General features: G+C 73.2%; 17 protein-coding genes. 9 read left to right on the top strand and 8 right to left on the bottom strand.

Annotation, left to right across the window (positions count from 1 at the left end; all coding sequences use genetic code 11):
- The first annotated feature begins 7 nt into the window (after positions 1–7).
- Positions 8–1,939, top strand: a complete 1,932-nt coding sequence (locus tag HT134_RS33115) for a glycoside hydrolase family 127 protein (RefSeq protein WP_175604411.1) — start codon at positions 8–10, stop codon at positions 1,937–1,939.
- The gene (locus HT134_RS47860) at positions 1,936–3,645 is read left to right on the top strand and encodes an amylo-alpha-1,6-glucosidase (RefSeq protein ID WP_175604412.1); all 1,710 of its coding nucleotides are present in this window, start codon (positions 1,936–1,938) and stop codon (positions 3,643–3,645) included. Before HT134_RS33115 ends, HT134_RS47860 begins: the two co-directional genes overlap by 4 nt.
- On the opposite strand, the gene HT134_RS33125 is transcribed toward HT134_RS47860, so the two are convergent.
- Positions 3,582–4,739, bottom strand: a complete 1,158-nt coding sequence (locus tag HT134_RS33125) for an acyltransferase family protein (protein WP_175604413.1) — start codon at positions 4,737–4,739, stop codon at positions 3,582–3,584. The genes HT134_RS47860 and HT134_RS33125 overlap by 64 nt on opposite strands.
- Before the next feature lie 172 nt (positions 4,740–4,911).
- Here HT134_RS33125 and HT134_RS33130 point away from each other — a divergent pair, with 172 nt between their 5' ends.
- Positions 4,912–5,664, top strand: coding sequence for a GumC domain-containing protein (locus tag HT134_RS33130; protein WP_175604414.1), 753 nt, complete (start codon positions 4,912–4,914; stop codon positions 5,662–5,664).
- Between the two features lie 28 nt (positions 5,665–5,692).
- On the opposite strand, the gene HT134_RS33135 is transcribed toward HT134_RS33130, so the two are convergent.
- Entirely contained in the window at positions 5,693–6,496 is an 804-nt protein-coding gene (locus tag HT134_RS33135) for a 2OG-Fe(II) oxygenase (protein WP_175604415.1), read from the bottom strand.
- 153 nt (positions 6,497–6,649) lie between these two features.
- Here HT134_RS33135 and HT134_RS33140 point away from each other — a divergent pair, with 153 nt between their 5' ends.
- Together HT134_RS33140 and HT134_RS33145 are read left to right on the top strand one after the other, a co-directional pair.
- On the top strand, positions 6,650–7,360 hold the full coding sequence (locus HT134_RS33140) for a hypothetical protein (protein WP_175604416.1): 711 nt from the start codon (positions 6,650–6,652) through the stop codon (positions 7,358–7,360).
- Positions 7,357–8,778: an O-antigen ligase family protein gene (locus HT134_RS33145; protein ID WP_175604417.1), complete on the top strand. Its 1,422-nt coding sequence runs from the start codon at positions 7,357–7,359 to the stop codon at positions 8,776–8,778. The genes HT134_RS33140 and HT134_RS33145 overlap by 4 nt, the downstream gene beginning before the upstream one ends.
- Here the strand turns inward: HT134_RS33145 and HT134_RS33150 are convergent.
- Positions 8,717–9,265 carry a dTDP-4-dehydrorhamnose 3,5-epimerase family protein gene (locus HT134_RS33150; protein ID WP_175604418.1) on the bottom strand — a complete coding sequence of 183 codons (549 nt, stop codon included), beginning with the start codon at positions 9,263–9,265 and terminating at the stop codon, positions 8,717–8,719. The two genes, HT134_RS33145 and HT134_RS33150, sit on opposite strands and share 62 nt — an antisense overlap.
- Before the next feature lie 274 nt (positions 9,266–9,539).
- On the opposite strand from HT134_RS33150, the gene HT134_RS33155 reads away from it, so the two are divergent.
- From HT134_RS33155 to HT134_RS33165, 3 genes are read left to right on the top strand one after another with little or no spacing between them, the layout of a single operon-like run.
- Positions 9,540–10,292: a WecB/TagA/CpsF family glycosyltransferase gene (locus HT134_RS33155; RefSeq protein WP_512698721.1), complete on the top strand. Its 753-nt coding sequence runs from the start codon at positions 9,540–9,542 to the stop codon at positions 10,290–10,292.
- A 30-nt stretch (positions 10,293–10,322) separates the two neighbouring features.
- Positions 10,323–12,368: a glycosyltransferase gene (locus HT134_RS33160; RefSeq protein WP_175604420.1), complete on the top strand. Its 2,046-nt coding sequence runs from the start codon at positions 10,323–10,325 to the stop codon at positions 12,366–12,368.
- Complete coding sequence (locus tag HT134_RS33165; RefSeq protein WP_175604421.1) at positions 12,368–13,696, top strand: hypothetical protein; 1,329 nt, start codon at positions 12,368–12,370, stop codon at positions 13,694–13,696. Before HT134_RS33160 ends, HT134_RS33165 begins: the two co-directional genes overlap by 1 nt.
- Here the strand turns inward: HT134_RS33165 and HT134_RS33170 are convergent.
- From HT134_RS33170 to HT134_RS33185, 5 genes are all read right to left on the bottom strand, one after another.
- Positions 13,678–14,574 (bottom strand): NAD-dependent epimerase/dehydratase family protein, encoded by an 897-nt coding sequence (locus HT134_RS33170; RefSeq protein ID WP_175604422.1) that lies wholly within the window; start codon positions 14,572–14,574, stop codon positions 13,678–13,680. The genes HT134_RS33165 and HT134_RS33170 overlap by 19 nt on opposite strands.
- A 68-nt stretch (positions 14,575–14,642) precedes the next feature.
- Positions 14,643–15,689, bottom strand: a complete 1,047-nt coding sequence (locus HT134_RS33175; RefSeq protein ID WP_175604423.1) for a 2-oxoacid:ferredoxin oxidoreductase subunit beta — start codon at positions 15,687–15,689, stop codon at positions 14,643–14,645.
- Entirely contained in the window at positions 15,682–17,526 is a 1,845-nt protein-coding gene (locus tag HT134_RS33180) for a 2-oxoacid:acceptor oxidoreductase subunit alpha (RefSeq protein WP_175604424.1), read from the bottom strand. Before HT134_RS33180 ends, HT134_RS33175 begins: the two co-directional genes overlap by 8 nt.
- A 144-nt stretch (positions 17,527–17,670) precedes the next feature.
- Positions 17,671–17,745, bottom strand: coding sequence for a putative leader peptide (locus HT134_RS48195; protein WP_355437855.1), 75 nt, complete (start codon positions 17,743–17,745; stop codon positions 17,671–17,673).
- A 38-nt stretch (positions 17,746–17,783) separates the two neighbouring features.
- Positions 17,784–19,574 carry a polysaccharide deacetylase family protein gene (locus HT134_RS33185; protein ID WP_175604425.1) on the bottom strand — a complete coding sequence of 597 codons (1,791 nt, stop codon included), beginning with the start codon at positions 19,572–19,574 and terminating at the stop codon, positions 17,784–17,786.
- Between the two features lie 85 nt (positions 19,575–19,659).
- Between HT134_RS33185 and HT134_RS33190 the strand changes: the two genes are divergently transcribed.
- Entirely contained in the window at positions 19,660–20,031 is a 372-nt protein-coding gene (locus HT134_RS33190; protein ID WP_175604426.1) for an NADH-quinone oxidoreductase subunit A, read from the top strand.
- Positions 20,032–20,071 lie beyond the last annotated feature (40 nt).

Below are 20,071 nucleotides of genomic sequence, written 5' to 3' on the forward strand. Positions count from 1 at the left end.
ACACCCAGTGACGATCACACCACAGGCGCCGGCCGCCGCCCGCGCCGTCCCCGTGCTGCCCAGCAGAGGGCCGGTCCGCCCGCTCGGGCTCGGCCAGGTCACCCTGACCGGCGGGTTCTGGGGCGGCAGGCAGAGCGTGAACGCCGCGGCCACGCTGGCCCACTGCGAGTCGTGGATGGAGCGCCTCGGCTGGCTCGCCAACTTCGACCGCGTCGCCGACGGCACGACCTCGCCCGACCGTCCCGGCTGGTCGTTCTCCGACTCCGAGGTCTACAAGCTGCTGGAGGCCCTGGCCTGGGAGGAGGGTCGTACCGGTGACCAGGGGGCGGAGGCCGCGATCAAGCGGCTGACCGCGCGCGTGGCCCGGGCGCAGGACCCCGACGGCTACCTCAACACGTGCTTCGGGCACGACCGGCAGCAGCCGCGCTACAGCGACCTGGAGATGGGGCACGAGCTGTACAACACGGGGCACCTGCTCCAGGCGGCGGTGGCGCGGCTGCGCACGGCCGGCGAGGACGACCTGGTGGGCGTCGCGCGGCGGGCGGCCGACCACGTGTGCCGGACCTTCGGCGCGGACGGCCTGTCCGGGATCTGCGGGCACCCCGAGATCGAGGTGGGCCTGGCCGAGTTCGGCCGGGCGACCGGCGAGGACCGCTACGTCGAGCAGGCGCGGCTGTTCCTGGAGCGCCGCGGCCATGGAACGCTCCGCGACATCCCGCTGGGCCGCGCCTACTTCCAGGACGACGTGCCGATCCGGCGGGCCGAGGTCTGGCGCGGCCACGCCGTGCGGGCGCTCTACCTGACGGCCGCGGCGGTGGACGTCGCCGTCGAACGCGGCGACGACGAGCTGCTGCGCGCGGTGGAACGGCAGTGGGAGCGCTCGGTCGAGCGCCGGACCTACATCACCGGCGGGATGGGCTCGCGCCACCAGGACGAGGGCTTCGGCGAGGACTGGGAGCTGCCGCCGGACCGGGCCTACTGCGAGACGTGCGCGGGCATCGCGTCGATCATGGTGTCGTGGCGGCTGCACCTCGCCACGGGCGACGTCCGTTACACCGACCTGATCGAGCGGACGCTCTACAACGTCGTCGCCGCCTCCCCGAGCCCCGACGGCCGGGCCTTCTTCTACGCCAACCCCCTGCACCAGCGCAGCCCCGGCCGCCCGGCGGACCCGGACGAGGTGAGCCCGCGCGCCGAGGGCGGCACCCGGGCCGCGTGGTTCGAGGTCTCCTGCTGCCCCACCAACGTCGCCCGGACGCTGGCCGGCCTGGCCGGCTACCTCGCCACGACCGACGACGACGGCCTGCAGATCCACCAGTACGCCCCGTGCGCCATCCGCGCCGAGCTGCCGGACGGGCGGCCGGTGGCCGTGGACGTCGAGACGGACTACCCCGCCAGCGGCGCGGTCCGGGTCCGGGTCGCGGCCGGCGCGTCCTCGCCGTGGACGCTGTCGCTGCGGGTGCCCGCGTGGGCGGCCGGCGCGACCGTGACCGAGGACGGGCGGACGCGGTCGGCGGAGCCCGGCGTGCTCGCCGTCCGGCGGGCCTTCCAGGCCGGCGACGTCGTGCTCCTCGACCTGCCGATGCGGCCCCGCTTCACCTGGCCCGACCCGCGCATCGACGCCGTGCGCGGCTGCGTGGCCGTCGAGCGCGGCCCGGAGGTGCTGTGCGCCGAGTCGCGCGACCTGCCCGATCCCGGCGGGCTCGACGCCCTGGTGATCGACGCCGGATCAGGACCGGAGCCGGACGGCGGGGGCGCGCGGGTGCGCGGCCGGATTCCCGCCCACCTCGGTCGCGGCTGGGCCTACGCGCCCGCCCGTCCGGCTCCTCCCGCCGAAGACGGGGAACGCTTCGACGTGCCGCTCCGGCCCTACCACTCGTGGGCCCACAGGGGGCCGACGAGCATGCGCGTGTGGCTGCCCGTGGAAGGGACCTCGTGACCGTGGCCGTGTTCTCCCCGCGGGAGATCCCGTTCAGCTCCTCCGGCTCCTGGTTCTGCTTGTCGCCCGTCGTGGCCGAGGGCGTCTGGGCCGACGACGTGCACCTGGTGTCGCACCAGACCGGCATGCACCCCGTCCTGCGGCTCGTGCCCACCTCCGGCCGGGAGCGGGCCGAGACCGCCGTCACCGCGACGCCGCACCTGCTCACCTGGGCCCATGGCGGCGGCCGGATCGAGCTGGTCTACGAGACCCCGGACACCGTCCGGGTGCGCGGCCGCGGCCTCGGGCTGCGGGTGCTCGCCGCCGACCCCGTGCTCACCCCGTTCAGCGGCCCGTACTTCTACCAGGACCCGACCGACGGATCGTCGGTCTTCACCGTCTACCAGACCGGCCGCCGCTACCGGATCACGGTGCTCGGCGGGCGCGCCGAGCCGCTCGGCGACCAGGCGCTCGGCACCGCCGAGCGCGGGGTGGTCCTGCCGGACGACGCGTGGGAGATCGCCGTTGAGGAGTACGAGACCGCCCGCGCCCCCTACCCGGGCCGGGCGGCCTTCTCCGAGGTGGCCGAGGCGGCGCGTGACCGGTTCGCGGCCTTCGCCGGCGCGGTGGCGCCCTGGCGCGGCGAGCGCACCCCGGCGGCCGAGCTCGCGGCCTACGTGCTGTGGTCGGCCACGGTCCGCCCGGCCGGGTTCGTCACCCGCCAGGCCGTGCTGATGTCCAAGCACTGGATGGACAAGGTGTGGAGCTGGGACCACTGCTTCAACGCCCTCGCGCTCGCCGACGGCCTGCCCGAGCTGGCCTGGGACCAGTTCCGGCTGCCCTTCGACCACCAGGACCCCGCCGGCGCGCTGCCCGACTCGGTCGCGCACTCCGAGGTCCTGCACAACTTCGTCAAGCCGCCCATCCACGGCTGGGCGCTGCGCCGCCTCGGCCCGGCGGCGGGCGGCGATCCGGCCGGGACGTACCGGCTGCTGGAGCGCTGGACGACCTTCTGGCTGACCGCCCGGCGCGCCCCCGGCCGCGAGCTGGCGCACTACCAGCACGGCAACGACAGCGGCTGGGACAACGCCACCACCTTCGACCCCGAGCGGGTCGTCGAGACCGCCGACCTGGCCGCCTTCCTCGTGCTGCAGATGCGCGAGCTGGCCCGCCTGGCCGGGGAGCTCGGCGACCGGCCCGCGGCGGCCCGGTGGACGGCGGCGGCCGATCGGATGCGCGAGGCGATGCTCGCCGAGCTGTGGCGCGGCGACCGGTTCGTCGCCCGGGGGGTGCGCTCGGGGCGTACCTGGTCGAGCTCCAGCCTGCTCGACCTCATGCCGATCGTGCTGGGGGAGGAGCTGCCGGAGCAGGTGAGCGCGGCGCTGGCCGCCCGGATCGGGACGCACCTGACGGAGTACGGGCTCGCCACCGAGCCGCCTGCGTCGGAGCACTACCGCGACGACGGCTACTGGCGCGGCCCGATCTGGGCGCCCTCGACCGTGCTGATCGAGGACGGCCTGCGCCGCGCCGGGCACCCCGGCCTGGCCGACGAGATCAGCGCGCGCTTCCGGGCCCTGTGCGAGAAGTCGGGGTTCGCCGAGAACTTCGACGCCCGCACCGGGGCGGGGCTGCGCGACCGTGCCTACACCTGGACGGCCGGCGCCTATCTCCTGCTGGCCGGCGCCCACGAGCGCGTCGCCGCGCGCAGCTCCGCCGTCCCGCGGTAACGCTGGAACGGCAGCTCGAACACGGCGGCGAACGCCCACGCGAACAGCACCGAGGCGGGCACGGCCAGGGCGAGCAGCGCCAGGAACCCGGCCACGCCCGGCCCGAGGAGCGGGGCGACCACGAAGTGGTGCAGCGCGACCACGATCGGCGCGTGGACCAGGTAGAGGCTGTAGGAGAACGAGCCGAGCGAGCGGAGCGGCCGGCTGTCGAGCACGCGCACCAGCGGCCGCGGCCGTCCGCCCGCCACGGCCGCCAGGAACAGCCCGGCGGCCGGGGCGAGGGCCAGGTCCACCCAGAAGAAGTGCGCGGCCGTCCAGACCGGCCCGCGCACGGCGACCAGGACGACCACGGGGACGAACGCGGCGAGCGCCATCCAGTGCAGGGGAGCCCGCACCGGCGCGCGCAGCACCCCGGCCGCCAGCACGCCCACCGCGAACAGCACCGCGAACTGCGGGGTCAGCCGCATCAGCAGCGCCACCACGGGCACCCCGCCGGCCAGCAGGCCCACCGCGAGCACGACCACGGTGACGGCCGCCACCATCACCGCCGCGCCCAGCCGCCGCACCACCAGCAGCAGCAGGGGGAGGACGAAGTAGAGCTGCGCCTCGACGGCGATCGACCAGAACGCCCCGTTGGGGCTGGGCGAGCCGAACAGGTCCTGCACCAGCAGGCCGTGGAAGAGCACGCTCTTCGCCGTGGGCGGCCCCTGGCCCGGCTGCGGCACCAGCGTCCAGGCGACCGCGAGGCTGAACACCAGCGCCGCCCAGTACGGCGGCAGGATCCGCCAGGCCCGGCGGCGGGCGAAGCGGCGCAGGCCGCCGAGCCGCCATCCGGACCGGGCCGGCTTGACGGCCAGCGAGAACCCGGACAGCGCGATGAAGACGACGACGGCGAAGTGCCCGTACAGCAGCCAGCTCGCCCAGGCCGGGCCCGTGTCGGCGGGGAATCCGGGGAAGGACAGCAGCCGGCAGTGGTGCAGCACCACGAACAGCGCGGCCAGGCCGCGGATGCCGTCGAGTCCGCCCAGCCGCGCGGACCGTTCAGGGGCCGGCCGCGCCGGCCGTTCAGGCGGAGCAGCGGCCCCCGGTTCCATCCCCACCCCCGCACCGGCCGGTTCCCGGCCACCGTGAGGTTCATCGGTTCAGAAAGGGCCCGCGTAACAAAGCGGATGTAACGGGCTGATGGGAAAGCGCGATGCCCCTTTTGGAACGGTTTTTCGGGGGGATTATCGCGCCCCGTTGCTGTGCGTATCGGGCAGGGGATATATGGAATTCTGGAAGACCATTCTTGGCCTTGCCCGGCAGAAGCTGATCGCCGTCCCGGTCGCCGTCCTCACCGTCGCCCTGGCGTCCACCGGATACCTCCTGATGCCCGAGCGGTACGTGACGAGCGCGTCCATGGTCCTCGTCACCCCCTCGGGCGGCGGCTCGATCGACGGCACCAAGCCCGTCGCGCAGACCAACCCGCTGCTGCAGTTCACCGACGACCTGCGCACCACGGCCAGCATCCTCATCCTGGCCATGAACACCTCCGACGTGTTCGCCTCCGTCGGCGTCACCGAGGACGGGCCGACCGACCTGACCATCGACGACGGCCGCAGCAACCCGACGCTGCTCGGCGTCGGCACCACGGGCCCGTTCATCTACGTCCAGGTCGAGAGCGACTCACCGGGCACGGCCGCCAAGGTCCTGGCCGCCACCCAGGAGCGGCTGCGCCAGGAGCTGGAGGACCGGCAGAACGAGCTGAAGGCGCACCCGATCACGTTCGTCCAGGCAGAGGACGTGGTGCGGCTCGCTCCGGAGGCCGACGGGTCGGCCAAGCTCCAGGGCGCCGTCGGCGGGCTGCTGCTCGGCCTCGTGGCCGGGCTCGGGGCGGCGTACGCGGTCGTGCGCCGCGGGCTGTTCCTCCGCGCCCCCGACCCCGGGCCCGTCCCCGCCCCCGATCCGGAGGGGCCGGGCCCGTCCGAGGATCTGGACGAGACCGGCCCCATCGACGTGGCGCGGCTCAACGGCCGCTGACCGCGCTGACCGCGTTACTCGTCGCTCGCTACTTGCGGCGCGTCGCCAGGTCCGCCAGCGCGGGCGGCACCCAGCGCCTGGCCGTCTGCCGGAAGGAGCTCTTCCACTCCTCGCCCGGCCGCTGCTTGAACTTGGTGTCGTGCTCGTCCAGCACCTCTTCCTCCGGGCGGCCGTTGGTGTAGTAGTACAGCGCCATCGACCGGCGGGCCCGGTCGTCGGGGCAGGTCAGCGGCTCCGGGTGGCCGTGGTTGGCGTCGTCGGTGGTGGCGAACAGGACGAACCTGTTGAACACCGGCAGGATGCGGTGCTCGCAGGCGGTCATGTCCTTGTTCCAGAGCTGGAGGTGGCCGCCGTACGACTCCTCCCAGTCCTTGTTGAGATAGAGCAGCCCGTTCAGCCGCCGGTCGAGGTCGAGCCGGCGGTGCCGGTTGAAGTCGACGTGCACCTTCAGGAACCCGCCGGGCCGGATCTGGTGCAGGCCGCCCCCGTCGTAGTGCGGGTCGGACACCAGGTGCTCGATGCCGGTGAGCCGCTCCAGGAAGTCGATGAACACCTGGCCGTTGAACTCGGCCAGCAGGTGGCGGGTGGCCGGCCCCATCCGCTCGGTGTCGGCGAGCGCGAGCTTGACCTCGCGGGCGTTGTCGAAGCGCTGCCACTCGATGTCGCGGGGCTCGGGGAACTCGGCCAGGACCGGCTCCAGGACCTCGGCGGGGAGGAAGTCGTCGATGACGACGTGCCGGAACGGCGTGGCCTTGAGGAAGCCTTCGCGGTGACTGTCGGCGAGCGGAAGGAGTTCGTCGCGGTGGAAGGTAAAGCTCAGCGCTTGCTGCATCGGTGCTCCCCACCCTGAATGTCGGCGAAATGGCCCGGCAGTGACATCGCGGTGCACCGTTGGCTCGTTACAAATAGTTGGTAACGCCGGATACCGGTAAAAACGATGATCTGTGGGGAGACACCCGTTTTCTGATACGGGAAGGAAAGCGTCTTGGACTTCTGGGGGACGGTCCTGGTCGTGTTCCGCAGGTGGTACGTCACGCTCCCCGCGTTCCTGCTCTCCCTCGCGGTCGCCTTTGCGGTCTACCGGACGATCCCGGCCGTCTACCAGTCGAGCGCGGTGCTGGTCCTGACCGTCCCGGTCACGGGCGGGAGCGTTCCAGCCAACCCCGACTACCCGAACCCCCGGGTCAACCCGCTGCTCAACTACGACGGCGCGCTCAACGTCTCCGCCTCGATCCTGCTCCAGGCGCTCAGCGCGCCCGAGACCGCGGCCACGCTCGGCGCTCCTCCGGGCGGCGACACCTCGTACGTGGTCCACAACGGCAGCTCCAACCCCGAGCTGCTGGCCAACGGCCCCTTCGTCATCATCGAGGCCAAGAGCCCGTCGGCCCGGGCCGCGCACGAGCTCGTCGTCAGGCTCGTGGCGCGGGCCAAGCTGGAGATGGCCGCCCGCCAGCAGGTGCTCCAGGCGCCGCCGAGCACGTACATCAAGCTCACCGAGATGGTCGCGCCCACCGCGCCGCTGGAGCAGCGCGGCGGCAAGAGCCGCTCGGCGGCGGCGGTGCTGGCGCTCGGCCTGTTCGCCGCCCTGACGGCCGGGTTCGCGGCGGAGAGCGTCGCCCCCGCGGTGCGACGGAGGCTGGGCGGGCGGCCGGGCGGGCGGCGGCCGGTCCTGCGGCTGAGGCGGCGCCCGGCATGACCGTGACGGATTCCAGGGCGGCCGCCAGGACCCGGGCGCTGCTGGAGGCGTCCGCGCTGCCGCGTCCGCACCGCGCCGACGGGGCCACGGTCGGCGTCGTGTTCGCGGTCGTCCTCATGATCGTCCCGGCCCGGCTGGTGTACCGGGGGCTGTCGTTCGCGATCACCCCGGCCGAGTCCATCGGCCTGTTCGCGCTGGTGTGGTGGCTGTGCGCGCACTTCACCAGCACGCTCGGCGCCGCCAAGGGCCGCACGCTCGTCCGCTCGGCCGTGTTCGTCCACGCCGCCTCGCTGCTGGCCACGTACGCCTACGCGACGGCCGGCCCGCTGCCCAGGGACGAGGTGGAGCTGGCCGACCACATGCTCGTCACCGCGTTCGCCATGATCGGCGTCGTGCTGCTCGTCGTGGACGGCGTGCGCGGCCGGGACCGGCTCGACCTGGTGCTGAAGACGGTCGCGGTGATGGGCGCGGTGCTCGGGGTGGTCGGCGCGGTGCAGTTCCTGTTCAGGTTCGACCCGACGAAGTACATGGTGCTGCCCGGCCTGCGCTACACCCAGGAGGAGCTGTTCATCCTGGAGCGCAACGGGCTGAGCCGGGTGGCGGCGACCACCGGGCACCCCATCGAGTTCGCGGTCATGTGCGCGATGATCCTGCCGATCGCGCTGCACTTCGCGTTCCAGGCGCGGGAGCGGGGCGGGCCCGCGCTGCGCTGGTGGGTGTGCGCGGGGCTGATCGGGGCCGGGATGGTGTTCTCGGTGTCGCGCTCGGCCTTCGTCGGGCTGGCCGGCGCCGCCGTGGTGCTGCTCGCGGGCTGGCCGAAGGTGCGGCGGCTGCTCGCGGCCGGGGCCGTGCTGGTCTTCCTCGGGGCCGTGAAGCTCGTGGTGCCGGGCGTGCTGGGAGCCATCGTCGCGCTGTTCACCAACATCTCGAACGACTCCAGCCTGCGCTGGCGGACCATGGACTACGCCGCCGCCACCACCGAGATCGGCCGCCACCCCTGGCTGGGGCGGGGGCTCGGCACCTGGTACGCCCCGAAGTACCTCGTCTTCGACAACCAGTACATCCTGACGACCGTCGAGACCGGGATCATCGGCGTGCTGGCCTTCGCGGGGCTGTTCGCGGCGGGCATCTGGTCGGCGCTGCGCGCCCGGCGGCTGCTGGCCGACCCGGCCTCCCGCGACCTCGGGCTCACGCTGGCGGCCTGCCTGGTGGTGCCGCTGATCGGCGCCGCGACCTTCGACCTGCGCGCGTACGCGGTGATCACCGGCCTGTCGTTCCTGCTGGTGGGCGCGGCCGGCGCCCTCCTGCGCGAGGCCCGCGCCGCCCGAGCCGCTCCGGCTGCCGGGGAGGACGGGCTCAGCCGAGCAGGCGCTCCCGCGCCTCCTTCCACGACCCCGCCGCCAGGTCCCGGGCGCTGATCGCGGTGACCGGCAGCGGCCAGCCGATGCCGAGGTCCGGGTCGTCGTAGCGCACGGTCAGGTCCTCGGCCGGGTCGTGCTCCCGGTCGATCCGGTAGCACACGTCGGCCTGCTCGGTGAGCGCCTGGTAGCCGTGGAAGAGTCCCGGCGGGACGTACAGGTGGGCGAACTCCTTGTCGTCGAGCACCACGCTCCAGCTCTCGCCGAACGTCGGCGAGCCGGGCCTGGCGTCCACCAGCACGTCGTGGATCGCGCCGCGGGCGCACCTGACCAGCTTGGCCTCGCCCCGCCCGAGCCGGCAGTGCATGCCGCGCAGGGTGCCGAGCCGCGATCGGGACTGGCTGTCCTGGACGAACGCCGCCGGGTCGAGCCCGTGCGCGGCGGCCAGGGCCGTGTCGAACGTGCGGGTGAAGAAGCCCCTGTCGTCGTGGTGGGGGGTCGGGACGAAGATCAGGACCCCGTCGAACGCGCCTCGCTCCACTCTCATGCGCCCATGATCGCCGCCCGCCCGCCCCGCCGGAAGCCCTGGCCCGCTCTGGTCAAGCGATCCTCGACCGGCGCGCCGGAAACCCTCAGGCGACCGCCGCGCGCTGCCGCGCGCCCGGCCCGGGGCGGGCGCGCGGGGCCTCCGCCGGACCCCGGGTAACGGGTTTATCTCCTATGCCGATTATTTCGTGAAAGGTCGTGATGTTAGGTCGGCGGCGCGAAGGAGCGACACCATTCCGGCGGATCCCTTCCTCACGACCGACCCCCCGGCGCGGGTGCGCGTCGGAGCGGTCCACGTCATGGCCCTCACCGAGGCCGCCGTCGCCGAGCACGTCGCCCGCGCCTGGGCGGCCGGCCGGGGCGGCGCGATCGTCACCGCGAACGTGGACATCGTCCGAGCCGCCACCCGCGACCCCTCCCTCGCCGAGCTGGTCGCCGGCTCCGAGCTCGTGGTCGCCGACGGCATGCCCGTGGTGTGGGCGGGCCGCCTGGCCGGGACCGCCGTCCCCGAGCGGGTGACCGGCGCCTCGCTCGTCCACACCCTGTCCGCGCGGGCCGCGCGCGAGGGCCGTTCCGTCTACCTGCTGGGCGGCGACCCCGGCGTCCCCGAGACCGCCGCCAAGGCGCTCGCGGCGCGCAGCCCGGGGCTGCGGATCGCGGGGGCCCTCTCCCCGCCGTACGGCTTCGACGCCGACCCCGAGGCGTACCGCGACGTGATCAGGCAGGTGGCCGCCGCCCGCCCCGGCCTCGTGCTCGTCGGGCTCGGCTTCCCCAGGCAGGAACGGCTCATCCGCGACCTGCGCCCGGATCTGCCCGCCGCCTGGTTCCTCGGCTGCGGCGCGGGCATCCCCATGGCCGCCGGCCAGTTCAGCCGGGCCCCGCGCGCCCTGCAGCGGGCGGGCGGCGAATGGCTGCACCGCCTCGCGCTGGAGCCGCGCCGCCTGGCCCGCCGCTATCTGCGGGACGACGCCCCCTTCGCCCTCGCGCTGCTCGCCGGCGCCCTGCTCAGCCGGTTCCGACACTCCTGAGTCCCGACGCTCCCGAGAGGCCGTGCCCGCATGCTCGCGATAGTGATCGTCACCTACTTCAGTGAGCGGGTCGTGGGCGACTGCCTGCGCTCGCTGGCCGCCGCCGGAGCGGGCGACGCCCGGGTGATCGTGGTGGACAACGACTCGGCCGACGCGACCCTCGAACGCGCCCGCGAGGCGCTGCCCGCCGTCGAGACCGTCTCCACGGGCCGCAACGCCGGCTTCGCCGCCGCCGTGAACGCCGGGATCGCCGCCGCGCCCGGCTGCGACGTGCTCGTGCTCAACCCCGACATCCGGCTCGCCCCCGGCGCCGTCACGGCGCTGCGCGAGGCGCTGGCCGAGCCCGGCACCGGCATCACGGTCCCGCGCCTCACCGACGACTCCGGCCACCGGCACCTGTCGCTGCGGCGCCGCCCCACCGTGCTGCGGGCGCTCGGCGAGGCGCTGCTCGGCGGCCACCGCGCCGGACGCGTCCCGGCCCTGGGCGAGCTCGTCGTCGCCGACGAGGCGTACCGGCGGCCCGGCACGCACGACTGGGCGACCGGCGCCGCCTGGCTGGTCTCCCGCCGGTGCCTCGACGCCACCGGGCCGCTGGACGAGCGCTACTTCCTGTACTCGGAGGAGACCGAGTACATGCTGCGCGCCGGCGAGCGCGGCTTCGCGGTCCGCTACGTGCCGGCCGCCCTCGCCGTCCACCTGGGCGGTGAGCAGTCCACCTCCAGCCGCCTGTGGGCCCTGTCCGCGGCCAACCGGGTCAGGCTCCACCGCCAGCTCCACGGCCGTCCCCGCGCCCTGCTCATGCGCCTGGCCGTCACGCTCAACGAGGCGCTGCGCGCCGCCACCCGCGGCCGGCCCGGGGGGGAGCGCCACCGGGCCGCCCTGCGCGCCCTGTGGCCGCTGCCGCGCTGGCCTCGGGAGACCGCGCAGCCGGCGCCCGGCTACGTCTGCTTCTCCGCCCAGGACTGGTGGTACCACAACCAGGCCCACTCCGACTTCCAGCTCATGCGCTCGATCGCCGCGCACCGCGAGGTGCTCGTGGTCAACAGCATCGGCATGCGCATGCCCGCCCCCGGGAAGTCCACCCAGGTGGCCCGCCGGATCGCGCGCAAGCTGCGCAGCGTCGCCAAGCTCGTGCGCGAGCCGCTGCCCGGCTTCCACGTCATGTCGCCGCTGCCGCTGCCGTTCTACGGCTCGCCGCCGCTGCGCGCCCTGAACGCGGCGCTCGTCCGGGCCCAGGTGCGGGCCGTGTGCCGTTCGCTCGGCATGCGCCGCCCCGCCGTCGTCGTCACCATCCCCACGGCCTGGGACGTGGTGCGCCCCATGGCCAGGCGGTCGCTGGTGTTCAACCGCTCCGACCGGCACTCGGCGTTCCCCGAGGCCGACGCCGCCACCATCGGCGCGATGGAACGCGCCCTGCTCACCCGCTCCGACCGCGTCGTCTACGTCAGCCGCGCCCTCATGGCCGAGGAACGCCCCCTGACCGGCGACCGGGCGCACTTCCTCGACCACGGCGTGGACCTGCGCCACTTCACCCGGACCGCCGACCTCCCGCCCGACCTGGCCGCCATCGCGGGTCCCAGGATCGGCTTCTTCGGCGCCCTGGACGACTTCGTCGTGGACTTCGAGCTGCTCGAACGCCTCGCCGTCGAGCTGCCGGAGGCGTCGCTGGTGCTCGTCGGCGACTCCACCGCGCCCATGGAGCGGCTGACGAAGTACCCCAACGTCCACTGGCTCGGCTTCCGCCCCTACGAGCGGATCCCCGCGTACGGGTCGGGCTTCGACGTGGCGATCATGCCGTGGCGGGACAACGCCTGGATCCGCCACGCCAACCCGATCAAGCTCAAGGAGTACCTCGCGCTCGGCCTGCCCGTCGTCAGCACGGAGTTCGCCGAGCTGGCCGCGTACACCGGCCTGGTCAGGAGCGCCGCCACGCACGCCGCGTTCGTCGAGGCCGTCAGGCTCACGCTCGACACGGGCGGCCCGGCGACACCCGAGGAGCTGCGCGCGTCCGTGCGGGACGCCTCCTGGTCCGCGCGCGCCCGCGAGCTCATGGCGCTGGCCGAGGGCGAGCGCTGATGCGGGTCCCGCGCCCGCTGCTCGCGGCGCTGATCCTGCTCACCGCGGCGGCCCTGGTGTGGGTCGTGCTCGACCTGCGCAGCGTCGGGTCCGGCCCCCGGGAGACCACGCCCCCCGGCCCGGCCGCGTCCGCCCCCGCCCTCGCCCCCGTCGCCTGGGAGGGCGGCCCCGCCTACTACGCCCGCTTCCCCGCCACCGCCGCCGCCGGCTGGACCGACCCGTCGTTCTTCCCCGTCGGCGTCTGGTACGAGTCCGTCATCACCCAGGACGACGTGGACAAGGACCGCGCGGCCGGCATCAACACCTACGTCGAGCTGACCGAGACCAGCGACATGGCGCTCATCAGGAAGAACGGCATGTTCGCCATCACCGGCGAGCCGATCGCCGGGTACGGCCCCGAGACCGTCGCCTGGCTCATCACCGACGAGGCCGACATGTGGGCCGGACCCGGCGACGACGGCTGGACCGGCAACTTCCCCGGCCAGGGCGCCCTGTGCGTCCCCGACGACCCGCACAAGGAGCGCTGCGGCTACACCGTGATGAAGACCCTCAAGGACCGCCTGCCCAAGAACGACGGCCGCCCCCACTACGCCAACTTCGGCAAGGGCGTCATGATCTGGCAGAACGACCGGCAGGCCGGCCGGTTCGTCAACGACTACACCGACCTCGTCTCCCTCGACGTCTACTGGTACACCAGCTACTACGCCTGCCTGGACGCCCAGAACTCGCTGAAGTTCCGCGCCGACCAGTGCGCCAGGGCCGCCAACTACGGGCTGCTCATCGACCGCCAGCGCAAGCTCGACGCCCTCGACGGCAAGCGGCAGCCCATCTACGCCTTCGTCGAGGTCGGGCAGCCCGCGCCCGAGGACCGGCAGGCGATCGGCCCCGCCCAGCTCAAGGGCGCCGTCATGAGCTCACTCATCCACGGCGCCCGCGGCGTCGTCTACTTCAACCACAGCTTCGGCGGCCGGTGTCAGAGCCAGCACGTCCTGCGCGACGCCTGCGGCGCGGCCACCAGACCCGCCGTCGCCGAGGTCAACGGCCAGATCAGGCAGCTCGCCCCCGTCCTCAACACCCAGTCGCTCCAGTACGACTTCGGCAAGGGCGTCGACACCATGCTCAAGCGGCACGACGGCGCCTACTACCTGTTCGCCATGCCGGGCGTCGACGGCGGACCCGGGCCGCACACGTTCACGCTGCCCCCCGGCGTCCCGGCCGGGCAGGTCGAGGCGCTCTTCGAGAACCGGCGGATCCCCGTCACCGGCGGCGCCTTCACCGACTCCTTCGCCGAGGAGAGCGCCTACCACATCTACAAGATCACGCCCTGACGGGCGGCGTACCAGGCGACCGTCCGCCGCAGGCCCTCCTCCAGCCCGACTCGCGCCTCCCAGCCGAGCAGCTCCCGCGCCGGCCCGGTCTCGGCCGACTGCGGCACGTCCAGCGGCCGGTCGGCCACCGTCCCGAAGCGCGGCTCGCCGCCCGCCCCGACGATCCGGTAGAGCAGCTCCACCACCTCACGGACCGGCGTCCGCACCCCCGTGCCCACGTCGAGCGCGTGCCCGACGGCCCGCCCGCCCGCGCCCGCCGCGGCGAACGCCTCCACCACGTCGTCCACGTACACCCAGTCGGCCACCTTCGCGCCGCTGGTCAGCCGCGGCTCCTCGCCCCGCAGCAGCGACAGCGTCACGTACGGCACCAGCTTCGTCCCGTCACGCTGGCCCGGCCCGTACACCATCGTCGGCCGCACGATCGTGCACGGCACCCCCCACAGCCGGTGGAACAGGTCCGCGTACCCGGAGGCCGCCGCCTTGGCCATCGCGTACGGCGACGGCGGCGCCGCGTGCCCGTTGCCCGGCCGCGGCTCCTCGCTCGACCCCGCCAGCACCACCCGGCTCCCCGACCGGGCCGCCGCCGCCAGCACGTTGACCGTGCTCGTCAGGTTGCCGGTCAGCGTCGGCAGCACCACGTCCAGCTCGCGGGCGCCGTCCACCTCGCCCGCCAGGTGGTGGACCACCTCGGGCCGCACCGCGGCGAACAGCTTCTCCACCGCCGCCGCGTCGCGCAGATCCACCTGGTGCCACACCACGCCCGGCGCCCGCGGCCGCGGCGAACGGCTCACCCCGTGCGCCTCGCCCGCGGCCCCGAGCCCCCGCAGCAGGCGGGAGCCGATGAAGCCGGTGGCGCCCGTCACCAGCGAGCCCGACATGACATCCCCCGATAGGTTGTCCGGACATGACGAAGGGGGCGGCTCGCCGCCGCCCCCTGCCGTCGCTCCTAACCGATGCGCCAGGTGTCGCCGCCCATCAGCAGCTCGGACAGATCGCCCGGCCCCTGCTGCGCCACGGCCTCCTCGAGCTGCTCGGCCATGAGCACGTCGTACGCCGGCCGGTCCACCTGGCGGAAGATGCCGATCGGCACGTGCTCGAACGCCGGCTCGTCCAGCCGCGACAGCGCGAACGCCACCGACGGGTCGGGCGAGTGCGCGTCGTGGACGAGGATCCGCTCGGCCGCGACGTCGGCCCGCGGCACTACCGAGATGCGGCCGTCGTCGCCCCGCACGACCGCCTTGGACGCCGACACGATCGGCTGCCCGTGCTCCAGCCGCAGCGTGATGTCGTCGCGGACCTCGGGGTCCTTCAGCGGCTCGAAGGCGTTGTCGTTGAAGATGTTGCAGTTCTGGTAGATCTCGACCAGCGACGTGCCGCGGTGGGCGGTCGCCTCGCGCAGCACCGACTGCAGGTGCTTGCGGTCGGAGTCGATGGTGCGGGCCACGAACGACGCCTCGGCGCCGAGGGCCAGCGAGATCGGGTTGAACGGCTTGTCCAGCGACCCCATCGGCGTCGACTTCGTGATCTTGCCGACCTCGGAGGTCGGGGAGTACTGCCCCTTCGTCAGGCCGTAGATCCTGTTGTTGAACAGCAGGATGTTGAGGTTGACGTTGCGGCGCAGCGCGTGGATCAGGTGGTTGCCGCCGATCGACAGCGCGTCGCCGTCTCCCGTGATCACCCACACGCTGAGGTCCGGCCGGCTCGCGGCCAGGCCCGTCGCGATCGCCGGCGCGCGGCCGTGGATCGAGTGGAAGCCGTAGGTGTCGAGGTAGTACGGGAAGCGCGAGGAGCAGCCGATGCCCGAGACGAACACGATGTTCTCGCGCCGCAGCCCCAGCTCCGGCAGGAAGCTCTGCACGGCGGCCAGGATCGCGTAGTCACCGCAGCCGGGGCACCAGCGAACCTCCTGGTCGGACTTGAAGTCCTTCAGGGTCTGCTTGGCGTCGGTCTTGGGGACGAGGGACAGGCCCTTCCCGTTGAGCAGCTCAGTCACTGTCGATCACGTCCTGGATCACCCCGGCCAGCTCCTCGGCCTTGAACGGCAGGCCGCGCACCCGGTTGTAGCTGATGATGTCGACGAGGAAGCGGGCCCGCAGCAGCAGCGCGAGCTGGCCGAGGTTGATCTCGGGCAGCAGCACCTTGTCGTAGCCCTTGAGGACCTCGCCGGTGTTGCCCGGCAGCGGGTTGAGGTGGCGCAGGTGGGCCTGCGCGACCTTGCCGCCGGACTTCCTGATCCGCCGCACCGCCGCCGCGATCGGCCCGTACGTCGAGCCCCAGCCGAGCACGAGCACCCGGGCGTCGCCGTCGGGGTCGTCCACCTCCAGGTCGGGCACGTCGATCCCGGCGATCTTGGCCGCGCGCAGCCGGACCATCAGGTCGTGGTTGTTCGGGTCGTAGGAGATGTTGCCCGTGCCGTCGGCCTTCTCGATGCCGCCGATGCGGTGTTCGAGGCCGGGCGTGCCGGGGATCGCCCACGGACGCGCCAGCGTCTCGTCGTCGCGCTTGAACGGCAGGAAGGCGCCGTCCTCGCCGTTGGGCTCGGTGGTGAACGCCTGCGAGATGTCGGGCAGCTCGGAGATCTCCGGCAGCCGCCACGGCTCGGAGCCGTTGGCGAGGTAGCCGTCGGACAGCAGCATGACCGGCGTGCGGTACTTCACCGCGATCCGGGCCGCCTCGATCGCCGCGTCGAAGCAGTCGCTCGGCGACATCGGCGCCACGACCGGCACCGGCGACTCGCCGTTGCGGCCGTACATCGCCATCAGCAGGTCGGTCTGCTCCGTCTTGGTCGGCATGCCGGTGCTCGGACCGGCCCGCTGCACGTCCACGATGATCAGCGGCAGCTCGGTGGTGACCCCGAGCCCCACGGTCTCCGCCTTGAGCGCCACGCCCGGGCCCGAGGTCGTCGTCACGCCCAGCGCGCCGCCGAACGCCGCGCCCAGCGCCGCGCCGACGCCCGCGATCTCGTCCTCGGCCTGGAAGGTGCGCACGCCGAACCGCTTGTGCTTCGACAGCTCGTGCAGGATGTCGCTGGCCGGCGTGATCGGGTACGAGCCGAGGAACAGCGGCAGCTTCGCCTGCACCGAGGCGGCGATCAGGCCGTAGGCCAGCGCCTGGTTGCCGGAGATGTTGCGGTAGACGCCCGGGGCCAGCCTGGCCGGCTTGACCTCGTACGACACCGAGAACGACTCGGTCGTCTCGCCGTAGTTCCAGCCCGCCTGGAAGGCCGCGATGTTGGCCTTGGCGATCTCGGGCTTCTTGGCGAACTTCTGCTGCAGGAACGTGATCGTGTGCTCGATCGGCCGGTGGTAGAGCCACGACAGCAGGCCGAGGGCGAACATGTTCTTCGAGCGCTCGGCGTCCTTCTTCGACAGGTCGAAGCCCTCCAGGGCCTTGACCGTCAGCGACGTCAGCGGGACCGCGTGGACCCGCCACTCCGCGAGGCTGTCGTCCTCCAGCGGGTTGGTCTCGTAGCCCACCTTCTGCAGGTTGCGCTTGGTGAACTCGTCGGTGTTGACGATGATGTCCGCGCCCCGGGGCAGGTCGCCCAGGTTGGCCTTCAGCGCCGCCGGGTTCATCGCGACGAGCACGTTCGGCGCGTCGCCGGGCGTGAGGATGTCGTGATCGGCGAAGTGCAGCTGGAAGCTGGAGACGCCGGGCAGGGTGCCGGCGGGCGCGCGGATCTCGGCCGGGAAGTTGGGCAGCGTGGACAGGTCGTTGCCGAACTCCGCCGTGCCGGCGGTGAAGCGGTCACCGGTGAGCTGCATGCCGTCGCCGGAGTCGCCGGCGAAGCGGATGATCACGCGGTCGAGTTGCTGGACCTGCTTCGTCACAGCTCAGTCCTCCTCGACGCGCCAATGCGCGGTCGCTTGGGGCGCGTTCTCAGTTCCATGCTAGATCCTCGCGAGGTTCAACACGTTTCCTCAGCGCATAACGCGGGTAAACGCGATGGGATTCAGGGGGAGGCCGTTGAACCGCTAGGGGTGACACAGCGCCGACGCGAGCCTGCCGAGGTCGACGTGCAGGCGGGCGAAGAGGACTGTTCGGGTCACGAGGGCCAACTATACGTGGCCCCCGGGGGTGCGCCGCCTCAGGGGCCGTACACCATGGTCGCCGTCGCGGAGCGGTAGAAGTGTCCCGGCTCCATGCCTGGTGAGCCGTACAGCTCCGGAACGGTGACGAACGTGTAACCCTTCTTGCCCAGCTTTTTGAGGATGTCCGGAACCGCGTCCGCGGTCGCGTCGTTGGTGTCGTGCAGCAGGATGATCGCGTTGGCCCGGGCGCCGCTGACGGCGCGCTGGGTGATCGTCGCGGCGTCCTCACCGCGGCCCTCGGGGTCCTCGGGCGTGTCGCGCGTGTCCACGTCCCAGCCGACCAGCGCCACGCCCACGCGGCGCGCCGCCTCCAGCACGTCCGGGCTCGCCACGCCGTACGGCGGGCGGGCCAGCGCGGGCATCCGCCCCGAGCCTTGCGTGATCACGTCCTGGGTGCGGCTGAGCCCGTCGATGATCCGGTTCAGCGGCAGCTTGGTCAGGTCGCGGTGCGCCCACGCGTGGTTGCCGATCACGTGGCCCTCGTCGCGCATGCGGCGCAGCACGGACGGGTTGGCCTCGGCGTTGGCGCCCACGGCGAAGAACGTCGCCCGCGCGCCGCCGTCGCGCAGCGCGTCGAGCACGCGCGGCGTCTGGGGGCCGGGCCCGTCGTCGAAGGTCAGGGCGACGCACTTGGCCTTGGCGCAGTCCACGTGCCGGTGGATCGGGCCGGCGGGGGCGGCGGCCTGGACACCGGAGCCGGCCCGCGTCCCGGCGCCGAGCGGCGGCTTGTCGTCCGGGCGGGCGGTGCCCATGGCCGGCGGAAGCTGGGCCGGTCCCTCCTCGGGGGCGATCGGGGGCAGGGCGGTCTTCGCGGGCGCCGTGACGGCGGCGGCCTGGGCGAGCCGGCCGGTCCCCGACAGCAGGGGCTGGACCTGCCACGCCGGGACGGCCACCGCGACGCGCCCCAGCGAGCAGGACCCGATCTCGCAGTCGTCGAACTCCACGACCAGGTCGCCCATCCGGTTGAACGCCATCGAGTCGAGCCGGTCCTGGGTGGGCGTCACGGCGGAGCGGTCCACGGCCGCGCCGCGCGACTCCAGGCCCTCCCGGACCAGCCGGGCCGCCTCCCGGAGCGCCGGCTTGCCCGCGAGCAGCCCGGTCGAGCCGACGACCTGGTCGTGGCGCCGGTCGTACCAGAAGGTCTTGGTGGAGCGGGTCCAGCCGGCGCCGACGTACTCGCCGCTGCGCAGCCGCACGCCCACCACGTCGGGGGAGGCCGCGGTGAGCTGCCACTGCACGTTCAGCTCGGGACGGCGCAGGGAGGTGCTGGTGAAGGCGCTCTCGCTGAGGTGCTCGCGGAGGGGGAGGGCGCGGGCTCCGCCCCTGGCGGGCGGTCTGCTCGCCTTGTAGCCGGTGCCGCGGCCCTTCGAGCCCGTTCTGTAGCCGGCGCCGGAGTTCTGGTTCTGTTTCTGTTTCTGGTTCTTGTCCTGGTTCTGGTGCTGGTAGCCGGTGCCGGGGTCACGGGGGCGGAGGGCGTCGGACGAGGCGGCCGACACGACGGCGCGGAAGGCCTGGAGCTGCCGTTCGGCCTCCTCGTGCAGCGCGGCGCCGAGCGCCGGCGCGCCCTTGATCTGCGGATAGGTGATGTGCACATACCGGCGCGCGCTCTCGCCCTCGCTCAGCGACCCCGAGGTGAGCCCGGTCACGGTCGCGGGGTTGACGTAGTCGAGGAGGGTGGGGTCCGCGGGCACGACGATGTTGCGCTCATGGGAGCCCGAGCTCAGGCCGCAGCCGCCCGTCGCGAGAGCGAGCAGCGCGAATCCACCAAGGAGGCGCAATTTGTGCATAGCTGCCAGGTTATGGGGGCGATCATACCTTTTACCCCGATTTGGGAGGATAGGTCCGGAGGTTTGACTGGGTTACGATCGGGATGTGGACGGCTACTTCGGGTCCTACGCGCTGGTCGCCGCGCTGTTCGCGATCGGCGTGGCCATCGTGGCCGGTGCCCTCATGGCCAACCGGCTGCTGCGGCCCACCCGGCCGACCCCCGAGAAGCTGACCTCGTACGAGTGCGGCGTCGATCCCGTGGGCGAGGGCTGGGCGCAGTCGCAGGTCCGCTACTACGTCTTCACGTACCTGTACGTCGTGTTCGCCGTGGACGCGGTGTTCCTGTTCCCGTGGGCGACGGTGTTCGACGCGCCCGGGTTCGGCCTGACCACGCTCGTGGAGATGTTCGTCTTCCTCGGCTTCATCGCGCTCGGCATCCTGTACGCCTGGCGCAAACGCGTCCTCACCTGGACCTGACCCCGTACTCGCGGGCCGGATCTACACCTGAGGCCGATCA

It is taken from the genome of Nonomuraea rhodomycinica (genome assembly GCF_013363995.1).
GTDB lineage: Bacteria > Actinomycetota > Actinomycetes > Streptosporangiales > Streptosporangiaceae > Nonomuraea > Nonomuraea rhodomycinica.

Excerpts from the sequence above, each read along its gene's own strand:
- HT134_RS33125 (WP_175604413.1), bottom strand. The coding sequence starts at position 4,739 with ATGGAACCGGGGGCCGCTGCTCCGCCTGAACGGCCGGCGCGGCCGGCC.
- HT134_RS33130 (WP_175604414.1), top strand. The coding sequence starts at position 4,912 with ATGGAATTCTGGAAGACCATTCTTGGCCTTGCCCGGCAGAAGCTGATC.
- HT134_RS33135 (WP_175604415.1), bottom strand. The coding sequence starts at position 6,496 with ATGCAGCAAGCGCTGAGCTTTACCTTCCACCGCGACGAACTCCTTCCG.
- HT134_RS33145 (WP_175604417.1), top strand. The coding sequence starts at position 7,357 with ATGACCGTGACGGATTCCAGGGCGGCCGCCAGGACCCGGGCGCTGCTG.
- HT134_RS33150 (WP_175604418.1), bottom strand. The coding sequence starts at position 9,265 with ATGAGAGTGGAGCGAGGCGCGTTCGACGGGGTCCTGATCTTCGTCCCG.
- HT134_RS33160 (WP_175604420.1), top strand. The coding sequence starts at position 10,323 with ATGCTCGCGATAGTGATCGTCACCTACTTCAGTGAGCGGGTCGTGGGC.
- HT134_RS33165 (WP_175604421.1), top strand. The coding sequence starts at position 12,368 with ATGCGGGTCCCGCGCCCGCTGCTCGCGGCGCTGATCCTGCTCACCGCG.
- HT134_RS33170 (WP_175604422.1), bottom strand. The coding sequence starts at position 14,574 with ATGTCGGGCTCGCTGGTGACGGGCGCCACCGGCTTCATCGGCTCCCGC.
- HT134_RS33185 (WP_175604425.1), bottom strand. The coding sequence starts at position 19,574 with ATGCACAAATTGCGCCTCCTTGGTGGATTCGCGCTGCTCGCTCTCGCG.